This is a genomic window from Affinirhizobium straminoryzae (genome assembly GCF_007004135.1).
GTDB lineage: Bacteria > Pseudomonadota > Alphaproteobacteria > Rhizobiales > Rhizobiaceae > Neorhizobium > Neorhizobium straminoryzae.
Window position 1 is genome coordinate 45,726 of the sequence record NZ_VJMG01000011.1, and the last position, 14,193, is coordinate 59,918.

Genomic DNA, 14,193 nt, shown 5'->3' on the forward strand with positions numbered 1-14,193 from the left:
GGTCCCATGCCGTTCAGGCGGAGTGGATCGAAGGGGCGCGTGCGCGCTTCCTCAGTGGTGTGCGAGGATTTCACCCAGGAAGGCACGCGTGCGCTGATGCTGCGGATTGCGGAAAAACTCTTCGGGCGGGCCTTCCTCGATGATTTCGCCGGAGGCCATGAACACCACACGATCGGCCACCTGGCGGGCAAAGCCCATTTCATGGGTGACGCAGATCATCGTCATGCCGTCGCGCGCGAGACCGATCATGGTGTCGAGCACTTCCTTGACCATTTCCGGATCGAGCGCCGAGGTCGGTTCGTCGAACAGCATTGCCTTCGGCTCCATGCAGAGCGCCCGCGCGATCGCTGCCCGCTGCTGCTGCCCGCCGGAAAGCTGGGCCGGATATTTGTCCGCCTGGTCGAGAATGCGCACCCGTTCCAGATATTTGCGTGCGGTGGCTTCGGCCTCGGCCTTTGCCATCTTCTTCACCCGCATGGGCGCGAGGATGCAGTTTTCCAGAATGGTCATGTGCGGGAAGAGATTGAAACTCTGGAACACCATGCCCACCTCGCGCCGCACCGCATCGACGGTACTGGCGGAATGGTTGAGCACCGTGCCTTCCACGGTAATCTTCCCCTCCTGGATCTCCTCCAGGTGATTGATACACCGGATCAGGGTGGACTTTCCCGATCCGGACGGGCCGCAAAGGACGATTTTCTCGCCCTTCGCCACCGTCAGATTCACGCTCCTGAGCGCGTGATAGGCTCCATACCACTTGCCGACGCCCTCGAGCGCAATCAGTGGGACATGCTGGGAGACGGATTGCGGCATGGAAACCTCCGCTTACTTGACCGTGAAGGGGATGTCCGGCAGCGAGTCCGGGAAGGCCGGCACATCGCGCTTCATCCACTTGGCATAGATCTTGGCGAGCGTGCCATCGGCCTTGATCTTGTCGATGAAGGTGTTGACGGACTCGTTCCAGTCCTTCTCGCCCGGACGGGTGCCGGCGCCGTTGTAGAGCGTCGTGAGATCGAACTTGGATTCGTACTTGCCAGCGGCAGCCGCGTTCAGGCGGTCGCCGTAGAACTGGTTGCCGCCGACGGCTTCCACCTGACCGGCAATGAGGGCCTGGATGTTGGCGGCATCATCGTCGAAACGCAGGATATTGGCGGTTTTCGCGCCGGCGGTCAGCGAGGTGTCCATTGCGCTCGACTTCGGAACGCCGACATTCATCCCCTTCAGGTCGTCGTATCCGGCAATCTTCTTGTCCTTCGGGCCATAGACCGAGAGAACGTTACCGGCATAGGGCTTGGAATACTGGATGGTCTTGGCGCGCTCGGCCGTCATGCCCATCGTTGCGAAGAGCACATCGACCTTGCCTGTCAGCAGGGCCGGAATGCGGTTTGCGACCGCGAGCGGAACGAATTCCACCTTGACACCGAGGCTGTCGGCGAAGGCCTTGCCGATATCGGCATCGAGTCCGTCCTGTACGCCGCTCGAGTTGACGAAGCCCCAGGGGGAGTTGTCGCCCTGGATGCCGATGACAACCTTGCCCTTCGACTTGGCTTCGGCGACCGTGCCGGCGAAGGCGTCGGTTGCCTGGATCGCCGGCAGAGCGGCAACGCAGGCCGCCAGCGCAAGCAGGCTGCGGCGGGTGATCTTGCGGAATTCCTTCATCTTTTGCTCCTCCTTAACAAAGCTGATGAACGGTTAACGGGATGCTGTCTGCAGGCTGCGCTCGGCGCGGGCGCCCCAGAGCGACAGCGGCCAGCAGATCAGGAAATAGATAAGGCCGACGATGGCGAAGACGGTCAGCGGGCGGAATGTCTGGTTGGAGACGATCTGGCCAGCGCGTGACAGTTCCACGAAGCCGACGATGGCGGCGAGCGAGGTGCCCTTGATCAACTGCACGAGGAAGCCGATGGTCGCCGGCAGCGCGATCTTGAGCGCCTGCGGCAGGATGACGTCGCGGACGCGCGAGACATAGTGCAGGCCAAGCGCCTTGGCGGCTTCTGTCTGCCCCTTCGGCACGGCCTGGATGCCGCCCCGCCAGATCTCACCCAGAAAGGCGCTGGCATGCAGCGTAAAGGCAATGGCAACCGCGAGCCAGGCATCGACATCCAGCCCAACGAGTGCCACGCCGTAATAGACGACGAACAACTGCATCAGGAGCGGCGTACCCTGGAAGACTGCGATATAGCCGGCCGTGGCGCGCTGCAGAACCCGATTTTCCGCCGTGCGCGCGAGGGCCACCATGAGGCCGAACACGCCACCGCCGATGAAGCCGATCAGGGTCAGCGCCAGCGTCCACTTCAGACCCTGCAGGAGGAAGTACAATTCGTTGAAGCCGATCGACGCCATGTCTTGTCCTCACTTGACCGGATAGCTGAAGGAGAGGCGGTTGATGATGGCAAAAACGCCCATCATCAGCGAGGAAATCACCAGATAGAGCAGGGTGATCGAGAAATAGACCTCGAAGGAGCGGAAGGTATCCGCCTCGATCTTCTGGGCCACAGAGGTCAGTTCATAGGCGGCAATCGAGGTGCAGACTGAGGTCGTCAGCGTCAGCATGATGAACTGGCTGGTCAGTGATGGATAGACCGCCCTCAGCGCCGGCTTCAAAACGATGAAGCGGAAGATCTGCGCCTTGTGCAGGCCAAGCGCCAGCCCCGCCTCCACCTGCCCCTTCGGAATGGCATCCACCCCGCCGCGAATGATTTCGATGGCATAGGCGCCGCCGTTGAGGGCAAGCGCGATGATGGCCGTGACGGTCGGATTGAGGCGGATGCCGAACTGCGGCAGCGCGAAAAAGATGAAGAAGATCTGCACGAGGAAGGGCGTGTTGCGGATAACCTCGACAAACGCAATCACCGCAGCGCGCAGCGGCCGGATGGTCGAGCGCCGGGCTATGACGCCCAGGATGCCGATGATCGTCGCAAGCGACATGCCGGCGATCGCAAGGCCGATCGTGGACAGGCAGGCCAGCAGCAGTTCGGGAAGTCGCTCCACGACGGCCGAGAAATCCAGGCTGTATGACATCAATCCTCCCGGCCCGTCCGGGGATGCCGGCGATGAACGTCGCCTCCCCTCGGGTCCCCAATCCTCCCTGCGTCTCCGGCCGCACTCACGGCGGCATCTGAAGACAGGAATGTTTGTACCAGTTAGTTCATAATGTGGTCAACAGGTTTGACGTCTGTCAGGTCGGTGATTTTCGGTTCTTGCGGAAACAGATGGTGGAGGGTGACAGCGCCGGCATGCCGGCTCCCAGCTGTGAAAGCGCGGCTGCTGAATAAATGCAGGCGCGCATGGCCCCCCTTTGGCTTCTGTCGAGCCTCGGTGGGTACCGAAGGTCTCATGGGCACCCGCTTCGCATTGCGCGTCCTGAAAGACGTTCGCTGCTGCGTCAGGCGCCGACCATGCTCATCGATCGTCCCGTGCCCTATGTGGAGAGGCATATGATCGATGTGAAAAGAAATGGCGGCAACCGGGGTGCCGCCATGCTTCATCTCAGGCGCAAACCGTGCGCGGGTGGCGCCGGTCAGCTTCTGACCACGCCCTTTTTAAGGATGATGTTTCCATAAAGGCGGGTTTCCCCGGTCTGGACGATGGCGAAGCAGTCGCGGGCGCGGGCGTAGAAGGCGTGTCGCTCCAGCGTGCCGCAGGCGCCGCGCTCGCCAACCAGTGCACGCAGTTCGGCGACCGCCGGCGGTACCTCCTCGGGGCTGCCGACCACCTCCATCGTGAAGACGGGAACATCGACGAAATCGTCGAGTGGCAGCACGGTCAGGATTGCCCGCGTCGCCTCCGTCACGCTGATTCCGTCCAGACGCACCAGCCGACGCGCATTGGTCGTACCCGGAAAATTTGCGTCGACAATGGCGATTTCATCGCCATGCCCCATGGCGCGCAGCACATGCAGCAGGTCCGGAGACAGAAGCGGATCGATGTTGATAAGCATAAAGAAAATCCTCCCTGATGGCCTTCAGGCCAAAACGCGCGCACACTACCGCATTGTCTTAAAAACGGGAACGGCTGGCGCATAAAATATAAGGCGTCAATTCAATGGGTTAGGTGGTTGTCATCTCAGGCGCGCTGTTGTCTGCCAGGCCCAGGCGTAAGATAATCTCCCTGCTGGGGCTAAGCCTCAAACGGTCCCAAGCGAGCGGATCTTGCCAACGAGATCTGTTGCCAGACGCAGCGACGCGCCGCAGGCCACCGCCAAGGAGGGCAACAGCAGCCATTCCAGCGTCCAGGCAGCACCCGAACGCTCCTGCTCGTGGACCAGCGCATGATGCATGCCCGACATCTGCACGGCGTTGAAGCGCGCAAGGGACACGAGCGCTTCGGCGGCCACCGGGTTCTGCTTGTGGGCCATGGCAGACGAACCGCCGCCGCCGGACAGGCTGATCTCGCCGCCCATCTGCGCCAGCAGCGCGACGTCCTGTCCAAACTTGCCAAGACTGCCGGAAATGCGCGAAAAGAGATCGGCGACTTCGACCAGGCGGTCACGCTGGCTCTGCCATTGGGGAACATCGGCGAGCCCAAGTTCTGCGGCGAGCCCTGCCCTCACCGCTGCAGCCTTGTCCGCCAGCCTGTCCAGCGTCCCGGCAGCGCCGCCGAACTGCAACGGCAGGCGGGCCGCGAGGATCGACTGGGCCAGCACCGCATGGCGTTGCAGAGGATCGGACCAGGAGCGAATACGATCGGAGACCGTGATCGGGATCGCCGCCTGCATACGGGTATGCCCCATCAGCCGACGGTCGCCATGGGCCTGGTCGAGGGCGTGAAAGGCTGCAACCAGATCGTCAAGCCTTTGCCGGTGCAGGGACAGCACGGAGGAGAGCCGCAGCATCAGGCTGGTGTCTATGACATCCTGACTGGTGGCACCCACATGGACATGGGCGGCGTCCTCGCCGCCCACGGCCGATCGCAACTGCTTGACCAGTTCTGCAACCACCACCCCATCACGCGCGACGCCCTCGCGCAGACCGTCCATATCGGGCCAGAAACGGCCCATGTGATCGGCAATGCGGCGCGCTGCGTCTGCCGGAATGACGCCCGCCCGCCCTTCCGAAAGCGCCAGCGCGCGCTCGAAAGCCAGCATTGCCTTGATGTCGGCACCGGCGCGAAAGAAGGCACCGGTCTCCTCGTCACCGAGAAGACCGGACAGGAAGGGGTGGTCGAATGCGGAAATGGCCAAGGCTGCCTCAGATGTCGAAGAACACGGTTTCGTTTTCGCCCTGAAGATAGATATCGAAGGTTACCGTATTGCCTTCGCGCTTGCCGATAAGGGTCGGCACGCGTACGCGGTGCTCTATGCGGTTGAGCACCGGGTCCTCCGCATTGGCGGCCTCCTCGTCGGAGAAGTACATGCGCGTATGAAGGCCGATATTGATCCCGCGCGCAACGATCCACAGCGTGACATGCGGTGCCATCAACCTGCCGTCATTGAACGGTACGCGGCCCGGCTTGATCGTCTCGAACACGAATTCGCCTGTCGCCATGTCCGCCGGGCATCGCCCCCAGCCGAAGAAGTTCGGATCGGCCTTGCCGCGTGTTTCCGACGGGCTGTTGTAGTAACCATCGGCATCCGCCTGCCAGATTTCCACGAGCGCGTCGCGCAGCGGCGTGCCCGACCCGTCGATCACCCGCCCCCTGATGGTGATGCGCTCGCCACGGGTCTTGTCGTTGCACAGCGGTCCGGAACCGAGATCCGTCTCGTAGACGCCGTGGATGCCCGTGAAGTTCGGCGTGCAGCCGATATGGACATAGGGCCCTGCCGTCTGCGACGGGGATTCCTTGAGGTAGTTGAGCGGCTGAACCATGGTCAGTTGCCCTCCTTGCGGTTCTCGAAGAAGGTGGAGCGGCGACCACGCAGAACGATGTCGAACTTGTAGGCGCGCATATCCATCGGGATGGTGTTGTTCATGTCGAGCGGCGCGACGAGGCGCTTGATCGCCTCCTCGTCCGGGATCGTCTTGACGATCGGACAAATCCAGATCAGCGGATCACCTTCGAAATACATCTGCGTGATCAACCGCTGGGCAAAGCCGTGGCCGAAGATCGAGAAGTGGATATGCGCCGGGCGCCAGTCATTGACGCCATTCGGCCATGGATAGGGGCCGGGCTTGATCGTGCGGAACCAGTAATAGCCGTTCTCGTCAGTCACGCAGCGCCCGAAGCCGCCGAAATTCGGATCGAGGGCCGCGAGATAGGTTTCCTTCTTGTGGCGATAGCGACCGCCGGCATTGGCCTGCCAGAACTCCACCAGCGCGCCGGCCACGCCCACGCCACGCTCGTCCAGCACGCGGCCATGGACAAGGATGCGCTGGCCGATCGCCATCTCGCCGGGCTTGGCATAGTTGACGATCAGGTCGTTGTCGAACTCGTTGATCATGTTGTGGCCGAAGACCGGGCCGGTGACTTCGCTCTTGGTCCCTTCCAGCGAGATCAGGGCGCGCTGGGGCGAGCGCAGCACCGAGGTCTTGTAGCCGGGGGTCAAGGCTGGCGGATGCATGGCCCGGTCGCGGGCAAAGAAACCGCCTGTTTCAGGCAAGGCATTCTTCATTTCGTGTCCTCCTCAGTGTCCTGAGATGCTTCCATCTCGGCATAGACTGATTTTGCGATCTTGAACGCATGGTTGGCTGCCGGAACGCCGGCATAGATGGCGACGTGAAGAAGTGCTTCGCAGATGTCTTCCTTCGTCGCGCCCGTATTCGCCGTGGCACGAATATGCATCGCCACCTCCTCGTGCTGGCCGAGGGCGGCAAGAAGCGCGATGGTGACAATGGACCGCTCGCGTTTCGAAAAATGGGGGCGGGACCAGACGGTGCCCCAGGCCCCTTCCGTGATCATCTCCTGGAACGGGCGATCGAACGGCGTCTCGTTCGCAATCGCTCGGTTCACATGGGCATCGCCCAGCACCGAGCGGCGGGTCGTCATGCCCTGGCGGTAGCGTTCCGAGGCAACGGACTGGTCGGCCATGTCTAGTCTCCAGGCAGGTCTGCAATGAAGGTGCGCAGAAGGGTGATGAATTTTTCCGGCGTTTCCACGCAAGGGATATGTGCTGCCCCCGCAATCACGGCAAAGCGGGCGCCCGGCACGAGATCGGCGAGCGAACGTACGAGATCGGGCGGTGTCGAGCCATCCTGGTCTCCCACCACGCAGAGGGCGGGAACCGCAACATTGCGCGCCACCTCGGTGAAGTCTGCATCGCGGATCGCCGCACAGGTGCCCGCATAGCCAAGCTTCGGCTGGCGCACGAGCATGGTGCAGTAGCCCTGATAGGCGGCATTGTCCGCAGAGCGATAGGGGGGCGTGAACCAGCGCGACATGATTGGTTCGAGAATGCTCTCGATCCCGCCCTCCATCACCGCATCGATACGGGTCTTCCAGAATTCAGGCGTGCCGATCTTGTGCGCGGTATCGGCGAACAGGATGGCGCGCACGAGATCTGGCCGGCTCTGGTACAGACCGAGCGCAATCAGGCCGCCGACCGACAGGCCGCAGACGATCACGTTGGTGAGGCCATAGTGATCGAGAAGGCCGGCCAGATCCTGCGAAAACTCCTCGATCCGGTAGGGCGGCGAGCCGAGATCCGACAGGCCGTGGCCGCGCTTGTCGAAAGTGAGGATGGTAAAATCATCGCGCAGTCCAGCGACGACCGCATCCCAGATGCGCCGATCGGTGCCGAGCGAATTGATGAAACAGAGCGCCGGCTTGCCGCTGCCGAGACCATGAATGTCATGGCTCAGCACCACGTCGCCGATCCTGAGAAATTGCATGATGTGTTCCTCCGTTGCCTTTATTGCATCTCCAAAATGGTTAGGTAAAATGACATTTCAGCGCTTCATCGTTAACCGAAGGGTTATGTATTGATTGGCTCCCGCGTCAAATACCGGCATCTGCACACCTTCGTGGAGGTGGCGCGGCAGAAGAGCGTGGTGAAGGCTGCCGACGTTCTGCATATCAGCCAGCCGGCGGTGACGAAGACGATCCGCGAACTGGAAGACGCCCTCGGCGTATCGCTTTTTGAACGCGACGGTCGCGGCATCCGGCTGACGCGGCCCGGCGAGGTGTTTCTGCGCCATGCCGGCGCCTCGCTGACCGCCCTGCGGCAAGGTATTGATTCCGTCTCTCAGGAACTGCTCGACAATGTTCCGCCGGTACGCGTCGGCGCGCTTCCGACCGTCTCCACCCGTATCATGCCAAGGGCCATGGCGCTGTTCCTCGATGAGCAGACGCGCAGCCGCATCAAGATCGTTACCGGTGAAAATGCCGTTCTGCTGGAGCAGTTGCGGCTTGGGGAACTGGATCTTGTTGTCGGACGACTGGCAGCGCCTGAGAAAATGACCGGCTTCTCCTTCGAGCATCTGTATTCGGAGCAGGTGCTGTTCGTGGTCCGCGCCGGCCATCCGCTCTTGTCCGGCGGCTCGGTCTACGCGGGGCTGGCGCACTACCCGGTTCTGATGCCGACGCGGGGCTCGATCATCCGCCCGGTGGTGGAGCAGTTCCTGATCGCCAACGGCGTGGCCAGCCTGCCGACGCAGGTGGAGACCGTCTCCGACGCCTTCGGCCGCGCCTTCGTGCGCATGAGCGATGCGATCTGGATCATTTCGAGTGGTGTCGTCGCGGGCGACATTGTCGATGGAATGCTGGCGGCATTGCCGATCGATACCAGCGAAACCAAGGGGCCGGTGGGGCTGACGCTACGCACCGATATGCCTCCCTCGCTGCCGCTCTCGATTCTCATGCAGACCATCCGGCAGGCGGCGGCTGAGGTTGTGTCGTCCGGGTAACGCTCAGCCTGTCCGCCGTCCAGCCTGCTCCAGCGCAAACAGCACAACGCCCAGTACGCCGAGCCCGGCGCCGACACTGGCGGTGCCCGTCCAGCCACCCCAGTGATAGGTGAGTGTGCCGAGCGTCGAGCCGAAGGCGCCGCCGATGAAGGCGGAGGTCATGTAAATGGCGTTGAGGCGGCCGCGCTTTTCGGGGGCGATGGCGAAGATGATACGCTGGCTGACAATCTGGTTGGCCTGCACCGCAGCATCTATCAGCACGGCCGAAATCGCGAGCAGAACCAGCGCACCGGCCATCACCGCATAGCCGCTGACGGCGAAGAAGACGGCTAGCCCCACCATGGCCGTCGCGGACAGGACGAGCCCGAGGCCACGATCGGCCAGACGTCCGACGATGGGAGCGGCCAGCGCACCGCCGGCACCCGCCAGCGCGAACAGGCCAATCTGGTGCTGACTGAGGGCAAAGCGCTCGGTCAGCGCAAAAGGGATTGCCGTCCAGAACAGGTTGAAGGCGCAGAAGATGATCGCCTGATAGGCGGAGCGCCAGCGCAGCACCGGTGTTTCGCGCAGCAGCGTGCCCATCGAGGCGATCACCTGATGATAGCGCATGCGGCTTTCCGGCGCCTGTGTCGGCATCATGCGGAACAGCGCGAGGCCTATGGCAGCCATCAGGGCGGCAGAGAGGAAGAATATCGCCCGCCAGCCGAAGGTGCCTGCGACGAACAGTGACACGGGCCTTGCCAGCATGATGCCGGTCAGCACCGCCGCCATCACATTGCCGACGACGCGGCCGCGCTTTTCCACCGGCACCTTGTGCGCGATGAAGGGGATCAGTACCTGCGCACCGGTGGAGCAGACGCCGATGAGGAAGGAGAACAGAAAGAAGGGTACGACGGAGGTCGACAGCCCCATGCCGATCAGGCCGATCAGCGTGATGCTCAGCGTCACCAGCACCAGGCGGCGGTTTTCCACCAGATCCGCCAGAGAGACGAGGAAAAACAGCCCGATGCCATAGCCGATCTGGGTTGTCGAGGTGAGCGCGCCCGCCAGATCCGGATCGATGCCGAGTTCGCCGGCGATTTCCCGCACCAGGGGCTGCGCGTAATAGATATTGGCCACCAGCGAGCCGGCGGCCAGTCCGATCGTGGCAATGAGGGCCGTGGACGGTCCCTCCGTGGAACCGTCGGCCCCGGTACGATGCGGATCGGACATGAAAACTCCTGAACAAGACGGGACTGCAAGCGGCGACGGGATCTTGCGATGACGCCTGCTATGCAGGTTGATCTGCTGTCTGTCGATGGCTTTTCCACGGCAGGATCAGCGAAGACCGGAAGGGCAATCACCGGAGGCAAAACGCTGCATCGGGGCGGGACTTTCATCCCGCCCCGATGTTTCTGGGATGCGATCAGGCAGCGGGAAGCGTCGCCATGTCGATCACGAAGCGGTAGCGCACATCGCTTCTGATCACGCGCTCGTAGGCCTCGTTGATATCCTTGATGTCGATCCGTTCAATATCGGCGGTGATGTCGTGCTTGCCGCAGAAATCCAGCATTTCCTGGGTTTCCTTGATCGAGCCGATCATGGAGCCGGAGAGGCTGCGGCGACCGGGGATCAGCGCGAAGGCATGCACCGGTACCGGGTTTTCCGGAGCGCCGACCAGCACCATGGATCCGTCGACCTTGAGCAGGTTGAGATAGGCGTTCCAGTCGATCCCGGCACTGACCGTGCAGATGATGAGGTCGAAGGTGCCGGCGAGCTTGGTGAAGGTTTCGGCATCCGAGGTTGCGTAATAATCCTTGGCGCCGAACTTCAGGCCGTCGTCCTTCTTGGAGAGCGACTGGCTGAGTACCGTGATGTCTGCCCCCATGGCGGCGCCGATCTTGACGCCCATATGGCCGAGACCACCCATGCCGACGATCGCCACCTTCTTGCCGGGGCCGGCCTTCCAGTGGGCGAGCGGCGAATAGAGCGTGATGCCGGCGCAGAGCAGTGGCGCTGCCTTGTCCAGCGGCAGATTGTCCGGAATGGACAGCACATAGCCTTCCTTGACGACGATCGAATCCGAATAGCCGCCATAGGTCGGCGTTTCGCCATCGGCTTCCACGTCGTTATAGGTCTGGACGAGACCCGGCATGTAATGTTCGTTGTCGAGATCGCGCGTCTGGCAATGGATGCAGGAATCGACTAAGCAGCCGACGCCGACATGGTCGCCGACCTTGAACTTCGTCACATTGGCACCGACGGCGGTGACGACACCGGCAATCTCGTGGCCGGGAACCATGGGAAAACGCGAATTGCCCCACTCATTGCGGGCCTGGTGGATGTCCGAATGGCAGACGCCGGAATATTTGATGGAGATGACGACATCGTCCTCGCGCGGCTCCCGACGCTCGAACGTGAACGGTTCGAGGGGCTTGGACGCATCCGTTGCCGCATAGCCTCGTGCAATAGCCATGGTCATGACCTTCTGATCTGAGTGAAAATGGGGTGCTGCTTCGCGAGTGGAAGCAGCACGGACCATAACGCAGGAGAGGCCGGGCCGGTTTGTTTGATCCGCCGGATTTCTTGCACGATCCTCCGGCGGATCGCTCCTGCTCGTTTCAAAGTGGCAGGCCGACGTAGTTTTCCGCCATGGCTGTGGAAGCAGCTACGGAATGAGTGAGGTAATCGAGCTCGGCCTCCTGGATCTTCTGGCCGAAATCGCCCGTATCGGGGAAGCGGTGCATCAGCGTGGTCATCGACCAGGAAAAACGAACCGATTTCCAGACGCGTTTCAGGGCGCGCGCCGAATAGGTATCGATGCCTGCGCTTGAATGATCGCCATAATAGTCGCGCAGACCCTCAAACAGGTAGTGAACGTCGCTGGCTGCGAGATTGAGCCCCTTGGCGCCGGTTGGCGGCACGATATGCGCGGCATCGCCCACCAGGAACATCCGGCCGAAGCGCATGGGTTCGGCGACGAAGGAGCGCAGGGGCGCGATCGACTTTTCGAAAGAGGGGCCGACCACCATGGCTTCCGCGTGATGGGCCGGCAGGCGGCGGCGCAATTCGTCGAAGAAGCGTTCGTCCGACCAGTTCTCCACCTTGTCGTCCAGCGTGCACTGCACGTAGTAGCGGCTGCGTGTTTCCGACCGCATCGAGCAAAGCGCAAAGCCGCGCGGGTGGTTTGCATAGATCAGTTCGTGGCTGACGGGCGGAATTTCCGCCAGCACGCCAAGCCAGCCGAACGGATAGATCTTTTCGAAGTTCTGGATGGCCCCTTCCGGCACGGATTTGCGGCTGACCCCGTGGAACCCGTCGCAGCCCGCGATGAAATCGCAATCGATGCGGTGGGTTACGCCATCCTTCTCATAGGTGACATAAGGGTTCTCGCCATCGAAATCATGCGGCTGGACATGGCCTGCCTCGTAGATTGTTTGGGCACCGGATGCTTCGCGTGCATCCATCAGATCGCGGGTGACTTCCGTCTGACCGTAGACCATGACGCGCTTGCCCGTCAGGGCAAAGAGATCAATGCGGTGATCGCGCCCGTCGAAGGCGAGCGAATAGCCGTCATGCGGCAGTCCTTCGGCATGCATGCGGGCGCCCGCGCCAGCCTCGTCCAGCAGGCCGACGGAGCCCCATTCCAGCACGCCGGCGCGCACGCGGCCGAGGATGTAGTCCTTCGACACACGATCGAGGATGATGTTGTCGATGCCGGCCCGCGTCAGGAGCTGGCCAAGAAGAAGTCCGGCAGGGCCGGAGCCGATGATGGTGACCTGGGTGCGCATGTTCGTCCTCCCGAATTTGCATTTTGTCAGGCGGAGACTGCGGCAGAGAGGCATCCGGAACAATGGACATTTCGGCCAGCTTCTGGGACATTTTGACCATGTTCCGGAGGAGACGATATGGCGGCAGGCATACCCACCTACAGCCTTTATGGAGAGGAAGGTGGCGAACAACGCGAATTTTGGGTGCATTGCGAGACAATCGCGGCGCGCAGCAGCGGATATCGCTGGGAAATCGGCTTGCACCGCCATGAGAGCTTCCTGCAATTTTTGTACATTCGAACCGGATCGGGGGATGCAATCCTGCCGGCAGGAACGGTCGTGCTTCAGCCGCCTTGTGTAATTGCGGTACCGCCCGGGCCTGTGCATGGCTTCCGCTTTTCACCCGATATAGACGGGCTGGTGGTGACGCTGGTGCCGGATCGGCTGGGGCCCGGCGCAGACAATGCCGGGCCGCTGGCCGCCTTTGCCGATCCCGTGGTGCTGGCACTTGATGCAACGGCCGGCGACACGGCCTATCTGGAAACGACCTTCTTCCGCATCGCCGTCGAATATGCGGAGCAGCGGTCGGCACGCGAGCAAATGCTGGAGGCGCATGTGGCGACCGTGCTTGTGATGCTCGGCCGACTGCTCGCACCCGCTCTGCCCGAGGCGCTGCCGGATGTGAATTCTGCCCGCGTCAGATCACTGAATGACCTCATCCTGAAGCACCATCGCGCGCAATGGACGGTGGAGGATTACGCGCGACGACTGGGATTGTCTCCCACGCATCTCAGCCGCACGGTCCGGCAGGTGACAGGCCGTACCGTGCATGACCTGATCATGGAGCGCTCCATGGAGGAGGCCCGGCGCGCGCTGCTGTTTACCGGCCACAGCGTGCAGCACATTGCCGAAAACCTCGGCTATTCCGATCCCGCCTATTTTTCCCGCTGCTTTCGCCGGCAGATCGGCATGACGCCCCGTGCCTGGCGCGAGGAGGAACGCGCCCGAATGCGGAACAAACAACCGGATCCCGATGTTTAGAGAGCGTTCCGAAACGGTATGAACGTAACGGGACTGGGACATGGAAACGGCAGACGGAAACAGATCTCCCCCTCGGGCAGGTCTGTTTCCGGCACCCCATACGGCGGAGACGGCAATGAGCGAGCACCTGCAGGAAGCGTCAAGCAACGGCAAGCTGGAGGTTGGCGGCCGCCAGTCGGAGGTGGGCTACAAGCTGGTCGCCACCCGTGAGCACGACGAAGCCGTCCGCGTCCGCATCAGCGTCATGGCGCCGCGCGACTGGCTGCTGAAGCAGGGCTTTCGCCATGAGGGAATGCTAGTGCGCCAGAGCGGCGAACGGCTTCCCGTGACCTTCGACGGCGAACTGGACGTGTCCGACAACATCTCCGTCACGCTCGGCGCCAGCGACATCATCTGCCCTTCCATCGACGTCGCGCGGGAGAAATTTCCCGAACTGGGAACGGTGGCGGGGTAAGGTCGACCATTTCCAGTCAGAGCCCTCGCAGGCGAGGTACCGGCTCCTTGGTGAAATCGTCAAGCCGCATCGGATTGCTTGGAGTATCTTTCTCCCCGGCCCCTTTTTACCGAAAACGGGGGTGACGCTGCATCAGAATGTCCTAGGTTGACGAGGCAGATGCAGTCTC

16 protein-coding genes are annotated in these 14,193 nt (G+C 62.1%); 3 read left to right on the plus strand and 13 right to left on the minus strand.

Annotated elements, in window-relative coordinates; translation table 11 throughout:
• Positions 1–51: 51 nt before the first annotated feature.
• From FNA46_RS05465 to pcaD, 10 genes are all read right to left on the minus strand, one after another.
• Positions 52–813, minus strand: a complete 762-nt coding sequence (locus FNA46_RS05465; RefSeq protein ID WP_143124096.1) for an amino acid ABC transporter ATP-binding protein — start codon at positions 811–813, stop codon at positions 52–54.
• Positions 814–825: 12 nt separating this feature from the next.
• On the minus strand, positions 826–1,659 hold the full coding sequence (locus FNA46_RS05470) for a transporter substrate-binding domain-containing protein (protein ID WP_143124097.1): 834 nt from the start codon (positions 1,657–1,659) through the stop codon (positions 826–828).
• A 33-nt stretch (positions 1,660–1,692) separates the two neighbouring features.
• Positions 1,693–2,343, minus strand: coding sequence for an amino acid ABC transporter permease (locus FNA46_RS05475; protein ID WP_143124098.1), 651 nt, complete (start codon positions 2,341–2,343; stop codon positions 1,693–1,695).
• 9 nt (positions 2,344–2,352) lie between these two features.
• Complete coding sequence (locus FNA46_RS05480) at positions 2,353–3,021, minus strand: amino acid ABC transporter permease (RefSeq protein WP_143124099.1); 669 nt, start codon at positions 3,019–3,021, stop codon at positions 2,353–2,355.
• Between the two features lie 499 nt (positions 3,022–3,520).
• Positions 3,521–3,940 carry an RbsD/FucU family protein gene (locus tag FNA46_RS05485; RefSeq protein WP_143124100.1) on the minus strand — a complete coding sequence of 140 codons (420 nt, stop codon included), beginning with the start codon at positions 3,938–3,940 and terminating at the stop codon, positions 3,521–3,523.
• A 186-nt stretch (positions 3,941–4,126) separates the two neighbouring features.
• Entirely contained in the window at positions 4,127–5,182 is a 1,056-nt protein-coding gene (locus FNA46_RS05490; protein WP_143124101.1) for a 3-carboxy-cis,cis-muconate cycloisomerase, read from the minus strand.
• 7 nt (positions 5,183–5,189) lie between these two features.
• Positions 5,190–5,807 (minus strand): protocatechuate 3,4-dioxygenase subunit alpha, encoded by a 618-nt coding sequence (pcaG, locus tag FNA46_RS05495; protein ID WP_143124102.1) that lies wholly within the window; start codon positions 5,805–5,807, stop codon positions 5,190–5,192.
• A 2-nt stretch (positions 5,808–5,809) separates the two neighbouring features.
• The gene (pcaH, locus tag FNA46_RS05500; RefSeq protein WP_143124103.1) at positions 5,810–6,550 is read right to left on the minus strand and encodes a protocatechuate 3,4-dioxygenase subunit beta; all 741 of its coding nucleotides are present in this window, start codon (positions 6,548–6,550) and stop codon (positions 5,810–5,812) included.
• On the minus strand, positions 6,547–6,966 hold the full coding sequence (pcaC, locus tag FNA46_RS05505; RefSeq protein WP_143124104.1) for a 4-carboxymuconolactone decarboxylase: 420 nt from the start codon (positions 6,964–6,966) through the stop codon (positions 6,547–6,549). The genes pcaH and pcaC overlap by 4 nt, the downstream gene beginning before the upstream one ends.
• A gap of 2 nt (positions 6,967–6,968) precedes the next feature.
• Entirely contained in the window at positions 6,969–7,766 is a 798-nt protein-coding gene (pcaD, locus tag FNA46_RS05510) for a 3-oxoadipate enol-lactonase (protein WP_143124105.1), read from the minus strand.
• 90 nt (positions 7,767–7,856) lie between these two features.
• Here pcaD and pcaQ point away from each other — a divergent pair, with 90 nt between their 5' ends.
• The gene (pcaQ, locus tag FNA46_RS05515; RefSeq protein ID WP_143124106.1) at positions 7,857–8,780 is read left to right on the plus strand and encodes a pca operon transcription factor PcaQ; all 924 of its coding nucleotides are present in this window, start codon (positions 7,857–7,859) and stop codon (positions 8,778–8,780) included.
• 3 nt (positions 8,781–8,783) lie between these two features.
• Here the strand turns inward: pcaQ and FNA46_RS05520 are convergent, their stop codons facing one another.
• From FNA46_RS05520 to pobA, 3 genes are all read right to left on the minus strand, one after another.
• Positions 8,784–9,992, minus strand: coding sequence for an MFS transporter (locus FNA46_RS05520; protein ID WP_143124107.1), 1,209 nt, complete (start codon positions 9,990–9,992; stop codon positions 8,784–8,786).
• Between the two features lie 193 nt (positions 9,993–10,185).
• Positions 10,186–11,235 (minus strand): NAD(P)-dependent alcohol dehydrogenase, encoded by a 1,050-nt coding sequence (locus FNA46_RS05525; protein WP_143124108.1) that lies wholly within the window; start codon positions 11,233–11,235, stop codon positions 10,186–10,188.
• A gap of 145 nt (positions 11,236–11,380) precedes the next feature.
• Complete coding sequence (gene pobA, locus FNA46_RS05530) at positions 11,381–12,550, minus strand: 4-hydroxybenzoate 3-monooxygenase (protein ID WP_143124109.1); 1,170 nt, start codon at positions 12,548–12,550, stop codon at positions 11,381–11,383.
• A 117-nt stretch (positions 12,551–12,667) separates the two neighbouring features.
• Here pobA and FNA46_RS05535 point away from each other — a divergent pair, with 117 nt between their 5' ends.
• Positions 12,668–13,570 (plus strand): helix-turn-helix domain-containing protein, encoded by a 903-nt coding sequence (locus FNA46_RS05535; RefSeq protein ID WP_143124110.1) that lies wholly within the window; start codon positions 12,668–12,670, stop codon positions 13,568–13,570.
• A 115-nt stretch (positions 13,571–13,685) separates the two neighbouring features.
• Positions 13,686–14,024, plus strand: a complete 339-nt coding sequence (locus tag FNA46_RS05540) for a hypothetical protein (protein ID WP_143124111.1) — start codon at positions 13,686–13,688, stop codon at positions 14,022–14,024.
• The last annotated feature ends 169 nt before the right edge of the window (positions 14,025–14,193 follow it).

Excerpts from the sequence above, each read along its gene's own strand:
- pobA (WP_143124109.1), bottom strand. The coding sequence starts at position 12,550 with ATGCGCACCCAGGTCACCATCATCGGCTCCGGCCCTGCCGGACTTCTT.
- FNA46_RS05465 (WP_143124096.1), bottom strand. The coding sequence starts at position 813 with ATGCCGCAATCCGTCTCCCAGCATGTCCCACTGATTGCGCTCGAGGGC.
- pcaC (WP_143124104.1), bottom strand. The coding sequence starts at position 6,966 with ATGGCCGACCAGTCCGTTGCCTCGGAACGCTACCGCCAGGGCATGACG.
- FNA46_RS05485 (WP_143124100.1), bottom strand. The coding sequence starts at position 3,940 with ATGCTTATCAACATCGATCCGCTTCTGTCTCCGGACCTGCTGCATGTG.
- FNA46_RS05535 (WP_143124110.1), top strand. The coding sequence starts at position 12,668 with ATGGCGGCAGGCATACCCACCTACAGCCTTTATGGAGAGGAAGGTGGC.
- FNA46_RS05475 (WP_143124098.1), bottom strand. The coding sequence starts at position 2,343 with ATGGCGTCGATCGGCTTCAACGAATTGTACTTCCTCCTGCAGGGTCTG.
- pcaG (WP_143124102.1), bottom strand. The coding sequence starts at position 5,807 with ATGGTTCAGCCGCTCAACTACCTCAAGGAATCCCCGTCGCAGACGGCA.
- FNA46_RS05480 (WP_143124099.1), bottom strand. The coding sequence starts at position 3,021 with ATGTCATACAGCCTGGATTTCTCGGCCGTCGTGGAGCGACTTCCCGAA.
- pcaH (WP_143124103.1), bottom strand. The coding sequence starts at position 6,550 with ATGAAGAATGCCTTGCCTGAAACAGGCGGTTTCTTTGCCCGCGACCGG.
- pcaD (WP_143124105.1), bottom strand. The coding sequence starts at position 7,766 with ATGCAATTTCTCAGGATCGGCGACGTGGTGCTGAGCCATGACATTCAT.
- FNA46_RS05525 (WP_143124108.1), bottom strand. The coding sequence starts at position 11,235 with ATGGCTATTGCACGAGGCTATGCGGCAACGGATGCGTCCAAGCCCCTC.
- FNA46_RS05520 (WP_143124107.1), bottom strand. The coding sequence starts at position 9,992 with ATGTCCGATCCGCATCGTACCGGGGCCGACGGTTCCACGGAGGGACCG.
- FNA46_RS05470 (WP_143124097.1), bottom strand. The coding sequence starts at position 1,659 with ATGAAGGAATTCCGCAAGATCACCCGCCGCAGCCTGCTTGCGCTGGCG.
- FNA46_RS05540 (WP_143124111.1), top strand. The coding sequence starts at position 13,686 with ATGAGCGAGCACCTGCAGGAAGCGTCAAGCAACGGCAAGCTGGAGGTT.